Below are 13,952 nucleotides of genomic sequence, written 5' to 3' on the forward strand. Positions count from 1 at the left end.
CACGAGAGTTTTCCGCTGATGAACACCAATTTAGAAATCGCCCGCCACGGATCGGCCGAACTCGCCACGCAACAGAATCGCGTGTTGCGCAACACCTACATGCTGCTCGCCCTGTCGATGCTCCCGACCGTCATCGGTGCGCTGGTTGGCGTACAGATGGGCTTCAGCTTCTTTGCCGGCAGCCCGATGATTTCCTTCCTGCTGTTCATGGGTATCGCCTTCGGCTTCATGTGGGGTATCGAAAAGAACAAGGACAGCGGTCTGGGTGTTGCCCTGCTGCTCGGTTTCACCTTCTTCATGGGATTGATGCTGTCGCGCATCCTGCAGGTCGCGCTCGGCTTCTCCAACGGCGGCTCGATGATCGCGCTGGCCGCTGGCGGTACCGGCGCCATCTTCTTCACGCTGGCCAGCGTCGCCAGCGTCAAGACGCGCGACTTCACCGGCATGGGCAAGTTCCTGTTCGCCGGCGTCATCCTGGTACTGCTGGCCGTCGTTGCCAACATCTTCTTCCAGATCCCGGCGTTGTCGCTGGCCATCTCCGCAGCCGTTGTCGGCATCTTCTCGGCCTACATCCTGTACGACATCAGCCGTATCGTGCACGGTGGCGAAACCAACTACGTCAGTGCGACGCTGTCGGTCTACCTGAACGTCTACAACGTCTTCGTCGGCCTGCTGAACCTGATCATGGCCTTCACCGGCGAACGCGACTGATCGTCCGGCGGATCAGCAAAGGGCGGCTGCGGCCGCCCTTTTTCATGGGCGCTCGAACAACGCGATCGACTCGACGTGCGCCGTATGCGGGAACATGTTGACGATCCCGGCCGCCTTCAGGTGATAGCCCTGAACCGCTGACAGGACGCCGGCGTCACGCGCCAGCGTTGCCGGATTGCACGACACATAGACGATCCGTGACGGCGCCTGCCTGCCGAGCGCCTTGACCAGTTCCAGCGCGCCTTCGCGCGGCGGATCGATGAGCATCTTGTCGAAACGTCCCAATGCCGCCAGCGACTCCTCGGTGCACTCGAACAGGTTGGCGACGCCGAACTCGACCCGGTTACCCAGACCGTTTGCGACAGCCGCTTCCCGCCCCCGCTTGACGAGCGCAGGACTACCCTCGATGCCGAGCACCGACGCGCCCGAACAGGCTATCGGCAGCGTGAAATTACCCAGACCACAGAACATGTCGGCAATCCGCTCGCCCGGCTGCGGCTCGAGCAGGCGCAGGGCACGGCGCACCATCACCCGATTGACCGCATGATTGACCTGGGTGAAATCGGTCGGCCGGAAATCGAGCTCCAGCCCGAATTCCGGCAGCGTGTAGGAAAGTCGCGGCCCCGGCACGGGATAAAAACGGAATGCCGTGTCCGGCCCTTTCGGTTGCAGGTAAATGACGACCGAGTGGCGGTCGGCAAATGCACGCAGCAAATCCTCGTCTTTTGCGGTCAACCCCTGCAGGATGCGCAAAACCAGTGCCGTACAACGCTCACCGACGGAAACCTCGACCTGCGGCAGGCGATCGCTGATCGACAGGCTGGCGAACAGCTCGCGCATTGGCAACAGCAAGTCCGAAACATGCGGCGGCAACACCGCACAACTGCGGATATCGGCAATATAACTGCTGCGCCACTCGTGAAAACCGATCAGCATGCCACCGCGCGACGGCAACTTGCGCACCCCGAGCCTGGCCCGATGGCGATAGCCCCACGGTGCGCCGTGAATCGGCGGCAGGATGGTTTCCGCGCGAACCCGGCCGATATGCCACAGGCTGTCTTCGAGCACCCGTTGCTTGGCTGCAATCTGCGCCGACGGCTCCATATGCTGCATTGCACAGCCGCCACAAACGCCAAAATGGGGGCAAGCCGGCTGGACCCGCGCCACCGACGGCTTCAACACCTGAATCAGGTGCGCCATCTCGTATTTCGGCTTGCGCCGGAAACTCGCGTACTCGACGATTTCCCCCGGCAGGGCACCATCGACGAAGATGGCCTTGCCATCCTGGCGGGCGATACCCCGCGCCTCGTGATCCAGCGACTCAATAATCCCGATCGGCACGGTCGACTCCAATAAAAGCGCGAATTCTATCAATCGGGTATATTTGGCGCCATGGCTCGTGCATTGATCGACTCGTGGAATGACTACCTGTCAGCCGCCGACCGGCTCCTGGCAATGGCGACGCGCTCCCTGGTCATCCACGATGAAGACCTGTCGGCACTCAGGCTGGATGCCCCCGAGCGCCTCGCCCACCTGGCCAGGGTACTGGCCGGACACAGCGATCACCCTCTGCGCATTACGCTGCGCGAAGCCAGGCACTATCAGATCAGCAGCCCGCGACTGCAGCAGTTGCTGAACACTTGGGCGCACCGGGCGGAAATTCGCCAGACACCTCCCGCTCTGGCTCGCTTGCGCGACAACTTCCTGATCGTTGATGGCACCAACGCCCTGATCCGTCTGGAAAAAACCCTGCCGCGCAGCATCCTGCTGATTGATGAATCAGTTGCAGTGGCCCCCTATTTGCTGCGATTCGAGGAAATCTGGGGGGAGTCACGTAAAAATTTGTTGCAAACCCCGCTTGGGCTGTGACATTTGCGTATCTCGCTGCGTTGCAGCAATTTGTTTTGCGCTATAATTTTGCACGGATCGGTGCAAACCGACCGATATATCTATTCGGATTTTTTAGCTTCTTGTCGATAAGGAAATCTCATGAACAAGTCTATCCTCGCTGCCGCCCTGTTTGCCATCGCCCTGACCGCTTGCGGCCAGAAGGAAGAGCCGGTTGTTGCCGCTCCGGCTCCGGTTGCTGCCCCGGCTGATGCTGCTGCCGCTCCGGCCGCTGCTCCGGCTGACGCTGCTGCCGCTCCGGCCGCTGCTCCGGCTGACGCTGCTGCCGCTCCGGCCGCTGCCCCGGCTGACGCTGCTGCCGTTCCGGCTGCTGTTGTCGATGCCGCCAAGGCTGCTGTCGAAGAAGCCAAGAAGTAATCTTCTTCGCGAGCAATGAAAAACGGGGCTTCGGCCCCGTTTTTCATTTGCAGCCCTGATTCCGCAGACACAAGGCCTGCGGAATGGACAAGGGAATTACTGTAGTTGCTGCTGCAGCAGCGCCAGAATCTTGCGGGCGGTATCCGACTTGTCGGCGCCACCTTCGCTGGTCAGCACCTGAACTGTCGAACGACCGCCGACATCGGCAACGTGAATACGATATTGCTCGCGGGATACGGCCGATGTCTCGGAGGCTTTCCAGAAAACCAGCTTCGACAACACGCCATCACTCTTCTTGCTGGCATTGTCGATTTCCGGATCGACGTAACGGACGAAGTAGAGACCCCGCGAACGATCGCGATCTTCGACGGTGAAGCCGACACGATCCAGTGCAAGACCGACACGACGCCAGGCACGATCGAAGCGATCGAAGACTTCCAGCTTGCCGCTGCCATCTTCGCTGCTCGTCGCCAGACGGGCACGCGGCTCGGCCTTCGGGGTTGCCAGCGCCACTTCGGCACGGCGCTCCTCGGCGCCCAGACGAACCATCAGGCGCCGCAGCATCTCTGCTTCCAGTTCGGGGTCCGGCGTCCGCGGCTGCCAGCGGGTTTCGTCCTTGGCCGAGGAAATGAAGACCTCTTCCATCGCCCGGTGGCTGATGTAGATTTCAGTCGTACCTGGCTCGGCACCGGGTTCCAGACGCGTACGGAACTTGTCGCGTTCGCCTGTGGAGTACAGGGAGTCCAGCAGCCTGCCCAGTGTGTTGCGCAGGAAATCATCCGGAATCTTGGCGCGGTTTTCTGCCCAGTCGGTCTCCATCACGCCGGCTTCCGGACGTTCGATATTGACGATGAAACCGGTTTCCTGCCAGAAGTCCTTGATGTTGTCCCACAAGGCATCCGGGGCCGCGGCAACAACCAGCCAGCGCTGGTTGCCGGAACGCTCGACGCGCACCTTCTCGATCTGTGGCAGGACGACCGACTGGCCAGCCTGCGCTTCCGGGGAACGATCCGCCGCATAGGCGGAGAAGGTCGCTGTCCCTTTGCCGGCATCATCCGGCACCAGATAACGGTCATCGCGAGTCAACTGCGACAGGTCCGGCGGCACCTCCAGCGTGGGGACCTTGCCGGCTGATTTGTATTCGATCTTGCGCGATTCGGGCAAAATCCCGCAACCGGCAATGGCAACTGCGATGAGAGACAGGGTGAGGCCGGAAATCCGACGATTCATGTTTTTCATACTCCGTCAGGCATTAATGCCGGCCTGGCGCATCGCGGCCAGCACGCGCGCCTGGTTGGCTTCGGACAGCGGGGTCAGCGGCAGGCGAATACCGGCCGGCATCAGCCCCATCCGGCTGACAGCCCACTTGACCGGGATCGGGTTGGCCTCGCAGAACAGGTCGCGATGCAGGCCAAGCAGCTTGAAATGAATTTCCTTCGCCTTCGTTACATCGCCAGCCGCTGCCGCAACGCACATTTCGTGCATCAGGCGCGGTGCGACATTGGCGGTAACCGAAATATTGCCGTGGAAACCCATCATGATCGACAGCACGCAGGTCGGATCGTCGCCGCTGTACAGCGCGAAGCCCTTCGGTGCACGCTGGATCAGGTCGTAGGCACGGTCCATGTTGCCAGTGGCGTCCTTGACCCCGACGATGCCCGGCACCTCGGCAAGACGCAGGATGGTGTCGTTGGCCATGTCGGCGACGGTGCGGCCGGGGACGTTGTACAGCAGCACCGGCAGTTCGACCGCCTCGGCAATCGCCTTGAAATGGCGATAGAGGCCTTCCTGCGTCGGCTTGTTGTAATAAGGCACGACCGACAGCGCCATGTCGGCACCGGCCTGCTTGGCGAAGCGGGTCAGTTCGATGGCTTCCGCCGTCGAATTGGCGCCGGTACCGGCAATCACCGGGATACGGCCAGCGGCATGATCGACAGTCAGCTTGATCAATTCGCAGTGTTCCTCGACGTTGACCGTGGGCGACTCACCCGTGGTGCCGACGACGACGATCGCGTCGGTTCCTTCCTGAACGTGGAAGTCCACCAGCTTGCGCAGTGAATTCAAATCGAGGCTGCCATCCTCGTGCATGGGCGTGACGATGGCGACAAGGGATCCGGTAATCATGGCCTGTTTGCTAGAAAATAATCCGGTGATTGTAACTGAAGCCTTCCGACAGGTGAAAGGCGCTCCGTAACCAATTGTTATTCATCGACTAACCAGCACAGCCGGCCACGTGCCAGCCGCATTTTTCCGGCCGGCAACCGGAGTTCCGGATGGCGATCCGGCCCAGCCACGAGAATCTGCCGGGCAAACTCGTCCAGGCGGGCGGCGACCGGAGGCTGCCAGCCGAGAAGGCGCAGCCGCCAGCGCAGGAGATTCTTCAGACGGGGGAATGACAATCCGCGCAACACTGGCAGTCTGGCGGCCTCACCATCCGCAGCCGACTGCCAGTCGAGCGCCGCCAGCTCGTCAAGCAGATCTGCGGCTTCGGCGAAGTTGCCGGCGGCCTGGGCGAGCGTTGCCTCGGCAGCGGGAAAGTGCCGATTTATTGCGGTCAACACCTCGTGGCGAAGAAAATTGCGCGACAACCGGGTATCGCCGTTGCTCTCGTCTTCGATCCAGGCCAGACCATGCTGACGGGCATGGGCTTCGATCTCGGCACGGGAACTGTCGAGCAACGGGCGCAGGATACGCAAGGCGCCAGCACCGCGCTCGGCGCGCATCGCCGCCGCCCCGGCGACGCCGGCACCGCGCAGCAGGTTGAACAACAGGGTTTCGGCCTGGTCGCCACGATGCTGCGCCAAGAGAACACAGGCACCGGCCGGCAACAGCTCGGCAAATGCCGCGTAACGTGCTGCGCGGGCGGCCGCTTCAATACCCTGGCCGCTGTTGCGGTCGACGGCCACACGCTCACAAATCAGCGGGATCGCGAGGCGTCGGCAATAGTCGGCACAGAAGTCGGCCCAGGCGTCGGCATTGGGTGACAGGCCGTGATGCACATGAATGGCGCCCAGCCGCCCGGTCAGATCGAGGCGTGACAGCAGGTGCAGCAGGACGACGGAATCGCAGCCGCCGGACAGACCGACGTAGAAAGTGTCGGCAGCATCGATGCGGGCGGCGACGAAAGCGCCGACCCGCCCGGAAAGATCAGGCGACAGGCTGTTCCTTGAACCGGCCATAACTCATCAGGCGCTCGTAGCGCTGCGCCAGCAGTGCCTCGACAGGCATCCCGGAAAGCTGCTTGAGCGAATCCTGCAATGCCTTCTTCAGGCTGGCCGACATGGCGGCATGATCGCGATGGGCGCCGCCCAGCGGCTCGTTGACGATGCGGTCGATCAGGCCCAGGGTTTTCAGGCGCTGCGCCGTGATGCCCATGGTTTCCGCCGCTTCCGGCGCCTTGTCGGCGCTCTTCCACAGGATCGATGCACAACCTTCCGGTGAAATCACCGAATAGGTCGAATACTGCAGCATCTGCATGGTGTCGCCGACGGCGATGGCCAGCGCGCCGCCTGAACCACCTTCGCCGATGATGGTGACGATGACCGGCACCTTCAGTTCGGCCATCACGTACAGGTTGCGACCGATCGCCTCGGACTGGCCGCGTTCCTCGGCGCCGATGCCGGGATAGGCGCCTGGCGTGTCGACAAAAGTCATCACCGGCAGACCGAATTTCTCGGCCAGCTTCATCAGACGCAGCGCCTTGCGATAGCCTTCCGGACGCGGCATGCCGAAGTTGCGGTAGATCTTGTCCTTGGTATCGCGCCCCTTCTGGTGGCCGATGACCATCACCGACTGGCCATTGAAGCGGGCCAGACCGCCGACAATGGCATGATCGTCGGCAAAGCTGCGGTCACCATGCAATTCTTCGAAGTCGGTGAAGATGTGCTGGATGTAGTCCAGCGTATAGGGGCGCTGCGGATGGCGCGCCACCTGGGAAATCTGCCAGGGCGTCAGCTTAGCGTAGATATCCTTGGTCAACTGGGCGCTTTTCTTCTCCAGGCGCCCGATTTCTTCCGAGATATCAACGGCGGTATCGTCCTGGACGAAGCGCAACTGTTCGATCTTGGCTTCGAGGTCGGCAATGGATTGCTCGAAATCGAGGAAACTTGTTTTCATGGACTGCTCGGTTCTGAAGTTGGCGCGCATTTTACCCCAAAGGCCCAAAGGGGAATGCGTCAGTACTCAACAGGTACCGGATCGAGACTGCGCCAGAGGTGCCAGGTGGCAACCGAACGCCACGGCCGCCAGCGCTCGCCGAAATCCGCCAGCACGCGCCGCGGCTGCTTCCCGCCGGCAAAGTAGCGCGTGAAAATCGCCCGTTGCAGACCGATGTCGTCAAGGGGAAAGACATCCGGACGCATCAGGTTGAAAATCAGGAACATCTCGGCTGTCCACCGGCCGATGCCGCGCACCTTGCACAACTCGACGATCAGCGCCTCATCATCCAGACGGTCCCAGCCCGCGGGGTCGAGACGCCCATCGAGAAAATGCTGTGCCAGATCACCCAGATATTCGATTTTGCGCTGCGACAGGCCACAACCCGCCAGACCATCGCAGCCCAAGGCCTGCACGCGCGTCGGCACCAGTTCGCCAACCCGTTCGGAAAACCGCCCCCAGACTGCGTCGGCGGCCTTGACCGAGATCTGCTGACCGACAATGGAGCGGGCCAGCGTGGCAAAGGCATCGCCCCGGGAAGCCAGCGACGCCCCGGCATGGCGTTCGACCAGTTCAGCCATCAGCGGATCGCCGACAGCGAGCGCCCGGGATGCTTCGGCCCAGTAATCGGGAAATGCGGAAAAAACCGTCATTTGCTGCGGTCGACCGCAGAAAAGCGGAAAAATTGTTGAACTGCGCCAGCCACGCCATCCAGCGAATTTGCTACCATTCTCGAAACCTCCAAAACTGCCAGCCAATGACACCCAAAGGATACGCCTTCATCCACCCGCTGCTAGGTCACAACGACATCTGTGCGGGCTATTTGCTGGAATATGCACCGGACACTGCGCCGGCCGAGACGGAAGAATATCTCTTCGAACATCCGCAATTCGGCGAATTCGACCATCGCCATCCGTGGTTCGTTCCGGCAAGCCCGCTCGAACAAAGGCATCCCGAGCGCATCATTGCCACCTTCCAGGCCAGCCCCGCGGCAAGCGCCGGAGAACTTGAAGCGGGGCTGCGCCAGGCAAAACGCAAACTGGCACTGCTGGCCTCACCCGCCAACAAGCTGCCAGCCGCCGGCACCTGGGAGCACCTGCTGATATCGGTCAGCCAGGCGAGAACCCAGCCACCGTTCACACTGCACGGCCTATCTGCGCGCACCCTTATCGTTGCCATCGGCGTCCAGAATCACAGCGACCGCGACTGGGCGCTGGCCAACGCCTGCACGCTGAGCACCGGCGAATACCTGATGACGCGTTCGGCCGCAGGCAAGAAAGCCGACACGACCCGCCAGAAAATGCTGAAACTGCTGGCGCTGATTGCCCAGGATGCGGATACCGACGAACTCGACGAAATTTTCCGCCACGAAACCAAGCTGTCCTACAGTCTGTTGCGCCTCGTCAATTCAGCAGCCATCGCGCCGCGCACGCCGATCACCAGTTTTGCCCAGGCCATCAACCTGCTTGGTCGCCGCCAACTGGAGCGCTGGCTGCAACTGTTGATCTACGCCGATCCGGAAAATGGTCATCACCCCAACCCACTGCTCTACAAGGCTGCCGTCCGTGGCCGGCTGATGGAACTGCTCGCCCCGCGCCTGCAGCCTCAACCGGAACTGCCCAATCTGGCGGACAGCGCCTTCATGATCGGTTGCTTCTCGCTACTCGACGTACTGTTGAACATTTCCATGCCGGAAATTCTCCAGCAACTGCCGCTGGCAACCAGCATGAATGATGCCCTGGCTCACCATGCCGGACCGGCCGGCAAGCTGCTGCTGGCGCTGGAAGCCATGGATCGACGCAATCTGGCGGTCGCCGGGCAACTGCTCGGTGAACTCGCACTTGATCCCGCGCACGTCCTCGACGCACAGATGCAGGCTCTGAGCTGGGCCGGACGCATCCACGCCTGATATCAGCCGAAGCGGCCACTCAGGAAGGGGTTGTAGCGACGTTCCTCGCCCAGGGTCGACATCGGCCCGTGGCCGGGAACGAAATCGACATCGTCGCCGAGCGCGAACAGCTTGTCCTTGATTGAAGCCAGCAAGGTTGCATGGTCACCGCGCGGAAAGTCGGTACGCCCGATCGATCCCTGGAACAACACATCGCCAACCTGGGCCAGCTTGCTCGGCGCGTGAAAGAAGACCACGTGCCCCGGCGTGTGTCCCGGACAATGCAGGACATCAAGTTCAACCTCGCCGAAACAGACCTTGTCACCATCCTGCAGCCAGCGATCCGGCGTGAAGGAAGCGACATCCGGAAACCCGAACATCTTGCTCTGCTTCGCCATGCCGTCGATCCAGAAACGATCCTCTTCGTGCGGCCCTTCCACCGGAACACCAGCGGTACGTTCCAGCAGTGCAGCGACACCGCCGGCATGGTCGATGTGGCCGTGAGTCACCAGCACCTTGGCCAGCGTCAGACCTTCGGCCGCCAGTACAGCCAGGATACGATCAACATCGCCACCGGGGTCAATGACTGCCGCCTGGCGGGTCTTTTCGCACCAGAAAAGGGTGCAATTCTGTTCAAAAGGCGTGACGGGAATGATCTGGTAGCGCATGGGCGGCAACAAAAAGTGGCAACAACCGCGATTATGGCATGCGCCAACGCTTGCCCGGCGCCGACCGCCCCCTTACACTGGCCGTCATCGGCACAACGCAAGCCTTTCTTCGGGACGCCAAGCGCATGATCGACCACCCCCTGCCGGACCAGGATGCCTGGGTACTGCTGTTCAGCAACAACAGCATGCCAGTCCTGCGTGTCACCAAGCGGCGACTGGAGGAAATGCGCGCCGACATCGACAACGTCGATGCGCGTGAACTGGCCCGCGTCATCCTGCAGGACCCGATCATGACGGTCCGGGTGCTGGCTTATATCCAGCCACTCCGCGGCCGTTCGCTGCAGCACGACATCACGACCATCGCCGGGGCCGTGATGATGGCCGGCCTGCTGCCGTTCTTCCGCCGTTTCGACGCCCTGCCGACCATCGAGGACACGCTGAAAGGCTACGATCCGCATGCCCTGCTCGGCATCCTCCACGTCATCCGGCGCTCCCAGCGGGCCGCCGACTACGCCCAGGACTGGGCGATCTGGCGCCACGACCTGAACATGGAGGAAATCCGTATTGCAGCCTTGCTGCACGATCTGGCGGAAATCCTGGTGTGGTGCTTTGCCCCGAAACTCGGCCTCGCCATCCAGGCCCGGCAACAAGCCCAGCCGACCATGCGCAGTGCCGACGCCCAGGAGCAGGTCCTCGGCCTCAGTTTTCAGGAAATCCAGCAGGCGCTGTGCAAGGTCTGGCACCTGCCCGACCTGCTGGCCCAGTTGATCGACGATCACCACACCGAGCAGCCGCGGGTGCGCAACGTCTCGCTGGCGGTTCGACTGGCCCGCCATTCGGCCAATGGCTGGGACGACCCGGCGCTACCCGACGACTTCTCCGACATCGGGACACTGCTCAACCTGACGCCCGACGCGGTCCGCCGCCACCTCGGCCTGGATAAGCCGGCAACCGACGATCAGCCGCAATAACTGAGGTTGGTCCAGTCGAGCAGCAACCCGGGCATCTGATAGGCCATGAAGATCATGGCCAGCACGGCGAGCAGCAGCGCCAGCCCGGCGCCGGCGAGAAACCATCGCCACTGGGGCTTCATGCCGCCGCCTGCCGCGCCAGCGGCTTTTCGTTGATCGGCCACGAACACAGCGCCGCCAGCACCGAGAGCACGATAGCGATGATCCAGGCCATGTCGTAGGAGCCGGTCTGGTCGAAGATGCGTCCGCCAAGCCAGGCACCGAGGAAACTGCCCAGTTGATGACCGAGGAAGACGATGCCGGTGAGCATCGACATGTAGCGCAGACCGAAGATCTGCGCCACCAGCCCGTTGGTCAGCGGCACCGTACCCAGCCAGAGGATGCCCATCACCGCAGCAAAAATCCAGGCACTTGCGGTCGACAGCGGCACCAGCATGAAAATCAGGATGGCCACTGCGCGCACGGCATAGATCACCACCAGCAGATCCTTCTTGCTGCCACGCCCGCCGGCCCAGCCGAACAGGAAGGAACCGAAGATGTTGAACAGGCCGATCAGTGCCACCGCAGTCATACCGACGTTGGCGGTCAGCCCGCCATCGACCAGGAAGGACGGCAGGTGCAGCATGATGAAGGCGGTCTGGAAGCCGCAAACGAAATAGCCCCAGAACAGGTAGTGGAAGCTTTTCTGACCACCGGCCTCGTGCAGTGCCTGGGCGATCGACTGGCCACCACCGGCGGCAGGCTTGTGGCCATCGGCCATGGCATAAGCCAGCGGTGCGATCAGGCCGACGCCGCAGGCGAGCAGGACCAGCGCACTCTGCCAGCCGTAGGCGGTGATCAGCGCCTGCCCGATCGGCAGCACGGCAAACTGGCCGAAGGAGCCACCGGCACTGGCGATGCCGAGCGCCAGACTGCGCTTTTCCGGCGTCGTGTGACGGCCGATGACGCCCATGATTACCGCGAAGGTCGTCCCCGACAGGCCGAGGCCGATCAGCACGCCAGCCGACAGGTCGAATGCCAGCGGCGATGCCGCCTGCGACATCAGCACCAGACCGATCACATAGAGCACCGCCGCGCCAACCACGGTGCGCCCGGCACCGTGGCGGTCGGCCAGGGCGCCGGCGAAGGGTGAGGCCAGGCCCCAGACCAGGTTCTGCAAGGCAATGGCAAAGGAGAAGGTTTCCCGGCTCCAGCCATGATCCATGGTCATTGGCTGGAGGAACAGGCCGGCGGTGTGGCGCACGCCCATCGACAGGGTCAGGATGACACAGCCGACGGTCAGGATGATCAGCGGCGTGCGCCAGGAAGCGGAGTTGGTATTTGCGTTCATCGGTCTTCGATTCACCGGATCAGTTCGGGTTCCCGGCACGGGCTTCAAGATTTTCCCAGCGTTCGAGCAGGCTCATCAGTTCGTCGTCGATCGCCGCCAGCCGGTCAGAGGCCTTCTGCGCCGCCTGAGGGTCGCGCAGGTACAGCGCCGGGTCTTCCAGTTGCAGCGTCAGCGCCGCCTGCTCGGTTTCCAGCCCGGCGATCTTCTCCGGCAGCGTTTCCAGTTCGCGCTGCTCCTTCCACGACAGCTTGTCGCCCTTGGCCTTGACGACATCCGCCGGTTTCGCCGCCGGCTTTGCCTCGATCTTCGGCTTGTCGGCTTCCGCCCTGGCGACGCCGGCCTTGTAGCTGGCCCAGTCGCTGTAGCCGCCGGCATATTCCTTCCAGACACCGTCGCCTTCGGCGGCAATGGTCTGGGTGACGACGTTGTCGAGGAAGGTCCGGTCGTGGCTGACCAGGAACAGCGTGCCGTCATAGTCCTGCAGCAGTTGTTCGAGCAGTTCCAGCGTATCAATGTCGAGGTCGTTGGTCGGCTCGTCGAGGACCAGCACGTTGGCCGGCTTGGCGAACAGGCGGGCCAGCAGCAGCCGGTTGCGCTCGCCGCCGGACAGTGAACTGACCGGCGAGCGGGCGCGCTCGGGCGCGAACAGGAAATCTTCCAGGTAGCCGATCACGTGCTTGCGCGCGCCGCCGATCTCGACCCAGTCGGAGCCCGGCGAGATGACGTCGGACAGCGTCGAATCCGGATTCAGTTGCGTACGGAACTGGTCGAAGTAGGCGATTTCCATCTTCGTCCCCTGGCGCACGCTGCCGGCATCCGGCTGCAATTCGCCGAGGATTAGCCGCAGCAGCGTCGTTTTGCCGGCGCCATTGGGACCGATCAGGCCGATCTTGTCGCCGCGCTGGATGCGGGTCGAGAAATCGGCCACGATCGGCCGTTGACCGTAGGATTTCTGCACGTGCTCCAGTTCGGCGACCAGCTTGCCGCTGCGATCGCCAACCTCCAGTTGCAGGTTGACCTTGCCCATGCGCTCGCGCCGCGCCTGGCGTTCGGCGCGCAGGCGGTCGAGCCGCTGGACGCGGAACACCGCACGCGTGCGCCGCGCCTCGACGCCCTTGCGGATCCACACTTCCTCTTCCTTCAGCAGCTTGTCGGCGCGGGCGTTGGCCAGCGATTCCTCGTGCAGCATCGCTTCCTTGCGCTGCTGGTACTGGCTGAAGTTGCCGGGAAAACTGGCCAGCTTGCCGCGATCAAGTTCGACGATGCGGGTACTGACGCGATCCAGGAAGGAACGGTCGTGGGTGATGAACAGCAAGGTCACACCGGACTCGATCAACAGCGTTTCCAGCCATTCGATGGCGGCGATGTCGAGGTGGTTGGTCGGCTCGTCAAGGAGCAGCACTTCCGGCGCCACCGCCAGTGCCTGGGCCAGCGCCAGGCGCTTCTTCTGGCCGCCGGACAGACTGCCGACCTTGGCCTCGGGATCGAGGCTGAAGCGGGCGATGACGCGCTCCGCCTGCGCCTCGTAAGCCCAGGCGCCGCGGGATTCGAGCTCGTGCTGCAGGGTATCCATGCGCGCCAGCAGCGTATCGTGATCGCCCTGCCCGTCGGCCAGGTGATGCGAGATCTCGTGATATTCGGCGAGCAGGGTCGACGTCTCGCCCATGCCGGAAATCACCGCTTCGAACACCGATGCCTCGGGATCGAACGGCGGCTCCTGCGGCACGTAGCCAACGCGGATGCCCGGTTGCACCCAGACCTCGCCATCGTCCAGCCGGCCTTTGCCGGAACCGGCCGCCATCGCCGCCAGCAGCGACGACTTGCCGGTACCGTTGCGGCCGATCAGGGCAACGCGCTCGCCCGGATCGAGCAGGAAATCGGCGTGATCGAGGAGCGGCACATGGCCGTAGGCGAGGCAGGCATCGGAAAGTTTGAGATAGGGCATGTTCAGCAATGAAAACGGC

15 protein-coding genes are annotated in these 13,952 nt (G+C 62.7%); 5 read left to right on the forward strand and 10 right to left on the reverse strand.

The genetic code is table 11. The features are described from left to right. Positions 1-18 precede the first annotated feature (18 nt). A complete protein-coding gene (locus BJN45_RS16045; RefSeq protein ID WP_076097077.1) occupies positions 19-711 on the forward strand; it encodes a Bax inhibitor-1/YccA family protein in 693 nt (230 codons plus the stop codon). A gap of 42 nt (positions 712-753) precedes the next feature. Here BJN45_RS16045 and rlmD read toward each other — a convergent pair whose 3' ends face one another. Next, the gene (gene rlmD / locus BJN45_RS16050; protein WP_076097160.1) at positions 754-2,052 is read right to left on the reverse strand and encodes a 23S rRNA (uracil(1939)-C(5))-methyltransferase RlmD; all 1,299 of its coding nucleotides are present in this window, start codon (positions 2,050-2,052) and stop codon (positions 754-756) included. A gap of 51 nt (positions 2,053-2,103) precedes the next feature. Between rlmD and BJN45_RS16055 the strand changes: the two genes are divergently transcribed. Continuing rightward, a complete protein-coding gene (locus BJN45_RS16055) occupies positions 2,104-2,580 on the forward strand; it encodes a hypothetical protein (RefSeq protein WP_076097078.1) in 477 nt (158 codons plus the stop codon). Between the two features lie 120 nt (positions 2,581-2,700). Next, on the forward strand, positions 2,701-2,976 hold the full coding sequence (locus tag BJN45_RS16060) for a hypothetical protein (protein WP_076097080.1): 276 nt from the start codon (positions 2,701-2,703) through the stop codon (positions 2,974-2,976). A gap of 96 nt (positions 2,977-3,072) precedes the next feature. Here BJN45_RS16060 and bamC read toward each other — a convergent pair whose 3' ends face one another. From bamC to BJN45_RS16085, 5 genes are all read right to left on the reverse strand, one after another. Continuing rightward, complete coding sequence (bamC, locus tag BJN45_RS16065) at positions 3,073-4,206, reverse strand: outer membrane protein assembly factor BamC (RefSeq protein WP_076097161.1); 1,134 nt, start codon at positions 4,204-4,206, stop codon at positions 3,073-3,075. 15 nt (positions 4,207-4,221) lie between these two features. Then, entirely contained in the window at positions 4,222-5,100 is an 879-nt protein-coding gene (dapA, locus tag BJN45_RS16070) for a 4-hydroxy-tetrahydrodipicolinate synthase (protein ID WP_076097082.1), read from the reverse strand. 77 nt (positions 5,101-5,177) lie between these two features. Further along, on the reverse strand, positions 5,178-6,155 hold the full coding sequence (gene tilS, locus BJN45_RS16075) for a tRNA lysidine(34) synthetase TilS (RefSeq protein ID WP_076097083.1): 978 nt from the start codon (positions 6,153-6,155) through the stop codon (positions 5,178-5,180). Beyond that, positions 6,124-7,092 (reverse strand): acetyl-CoA carboxylase carboxyltransferase subunit alpha, encoded by a 969-nt coding sequence (locus BJN45_RS16080; protein WP_076097163.1) that lies wholly within the window; start codon positions 7,090-7,092, stop codon positions 6,124-6,126. Before BJN45_RS16080 ends, tilS begins: the two co-directional genes overlap by 32 nt. A 59-nt stretch (positions 7,093-7,151) precedes the next feature. Further along, positions 7,152-7,784, reverse strand: a complete 633-nt coding sequence (locus BJN45_RS16085; RefSeq protein ID WP_076097085.1) for a DNA-3-methyladenine glycosylase family protein — start codon at positions 7,782-7,784, stop codon at positions 7,152-7,154. 104 nt (positions 7,785-7,888) lie between these two features. Between BJN45_RS16085 and BJN45_RS16090 the strand changes: the two genes are divergently transcribed. Continuing rightward, a complete protein-coding gene (locus tag BJN45_RS16090) occupies positions 7,889-9,040 on the forward strand; it encodes an EAL and HDOD domain-containing protein (RefSeq protein WP_076097087.1) in 1,152 nt (383 codons plus the stop codon). A gap of 2 nt (positions 9,041-9,042) precedes the next feature. Here the strand turns inward: BJN45_RS16090 and BJN45_RS16095 are convergent, their stop codons facing one another. Then, the gene (locus BJN45_RS16095; protein ID WP_076097088.1) at positions 9,043-9,687 is read right to left on the reverse strand and encodes an MBL fold metallo-hydrolase; all 645 of its coding nucleotides are present in this window, start codon (positions 9,685-9,687) and stop codon (positions 9,043-9,045) included. 38 nt (positions 9,688-9,725) lie between these two features. Here BJN45_RS16095 and BJN45_RS16100 point away from each other — a divergent pair, with 38 nt between their 5' ends. Then, entirely contained in the window at positions 9,726-10,658 is a 933-nt protein-coding gene (locus BJN45_RS16100; RefSeq protein ID WP_240494600.1) for an HDOD domain-containing protein, read from the forward strand. Here the strand turns inward: BJN45_RS16100 and BJN45_RS18195 are convergent. From BJN45_RS18195 to BJN45_RS16110, 3 genes are read right to left on the reverse strand one after another with little or no spacing between them, the layout of a single operon-like run. Continuing rightward, complete coding sequence (locus BJN45_RS18195) at positions 10,646-10,780, reverse strand: hypothetical protein (protein WP_276205218.1); 135 nt, start codon at positions 10,778-10,780, stop codon at positions 10,646-10,648. The genes BJN45_RS16100 and BJN45_RS18195 overlap by 13 nt on opposite strands. Then, positions 10,777-11,988, reverse strand: coding sequence for an MFS transporter (locus BJN45_RS16105; RefSeq protein ID WP_076097090.1), 1,212 nt, complete (start codon positions 11,986-11,988; stop codon positions 10,777-10,779). Before BJN45_RS16105 ends, BJN45_RS18195 begins: the two co-directional genes overlap by 4 nt. A 19-nt stretch (positions 11,989-12,007) precedes the next feature. Beyond that, positions 12,008-13,933, reverse strand: coding sequence for an ATP-binding cassette domain-containing protein (locus BJN45_RS16110; RefSeq protein ID WP_076097167.1), 1,926 nt, complete (start codon positions 13,931-13,933; stop codon positions 12,008-12,010). Between the last annotated feature and the right edge of the window lie 19 nt (positions 13,934-13,952).

Origin of the sequence: Azonexus hydrophilus, from assembly GCF_001956855.1 — a bacterium.
GTDB classification, from domain to species: Bacteria; Pseudomonadota; Gammaproteobacteria; order Burkholderiales; family Rhodocyclaceae; genus Azonexus; species Azonexus hydrophilus_A.

What these genes read in the sequence shown, in the direction of transcription:
- BJN45_RS16045 (WP_076097077.1), top strand. Translation starts at nt 19, where the DNA reads ATGAACACCAATTTAGAAATCGCCCGCCACGGATCGGCCGAACTCGCC.
- BJN45_RS16055 (WP_076097078.1), top strand. Translation starts at nt 2,104, where the DNA reads ATGGCTCGTGCATTGATCGACTCGTGGAATGACTACCTGTCAGCCGCC.
- BJN45_RS16060 (WP_076097080.1), top strand. Translation starts at nt 2,701, where the DNA reads ATGAACAAGTCTATCCTCGCTGCCGCCCTGTTTGCCATCGCCCTGACC.
- bamC (WP_076097161.1), bottom strand. Translation starts at nt 4,206, where the DNA reads ATGAATCGTCGGATTTCCGGCCTCACCCTGTCTCTCATCGCAGTTGCC.
- dapA (WP_076097082.1), bottom strand. Translation starts at nt 5,100, where the DNA reads ATGATTACCGGATCCCTTGTCGCCATCGTCACGCCCATGCACGAGGAT.
- tilS (WP_076097083.1), bottom strand. Translation starts at nt 6,155, where the DNA reads ATGGCCGGTTCAAGGAACAGCCTGTCGCCTGATCTTTCCGGGCGGGTC.
- BJN45_RS16080 (WP_076097163.1), bottom strand. Translation starts at nt 7,092, where the DNA reads ATGAAAACAAGTTTCCTCGATTTCGAGCAATCCATTGCCGACCTCGAA.
- BJN45_RS16085 (WP_076097085.1), bottom strand. Translation starts at nt 7,784, where the DNA reads ATGACGGTTTTTTCCGCATTTCCCGATTACTGGGCCGAAGCATCCCGG.
- BJN45_RS16090 (WP_076097087.1), top strand. Translation starts at nt 7,889, where the DNA reads ATGACACCCAAAGGATACGCCTTCATCCACCCGCTGCTAGGTCACAAC.
- BJN45_RS16095 (WP_076097088.1), bottom strand. Translation starts at nt 9,687, where the DNA reads ATGCGCTACCAGATCATTCCCGTCACGCCTTTTGAACAGAATTGCACC.
- BJN45_RS16100 (WP_240494600.1), top strand. Translation starts at nt 9,726, where the DNA reads ATGCGCCAACGCTTGCCCGGCGCCGACCGCCCCCTTACACTGGCCGTC.
- BJN45_RS18195 (WP_276205218.1), bottom strand. Translation starts at nt 10,780, where the DNA reads ATGAAGCCCCAGTGGCGATGGTTTCTCGCCGGCGCCGGGCTGGCGCTG.
- BJN45_RS16105 (WP_076097090.1), bottom strand. Translation starts at nt 11,988, where the DNA reads ATGAACGCAAATACCAACTCCGCTTCCTGGCGCACGCCGCTGATCATC.
- BJN45_RS16110 (WP_076097167.1), bottom strand. Translation starts at nt 13,933, where the DNA reads ATGCCCTATCTCAAACTTTCCGATGCCTGCCTCGCCTACGGCCATGTG.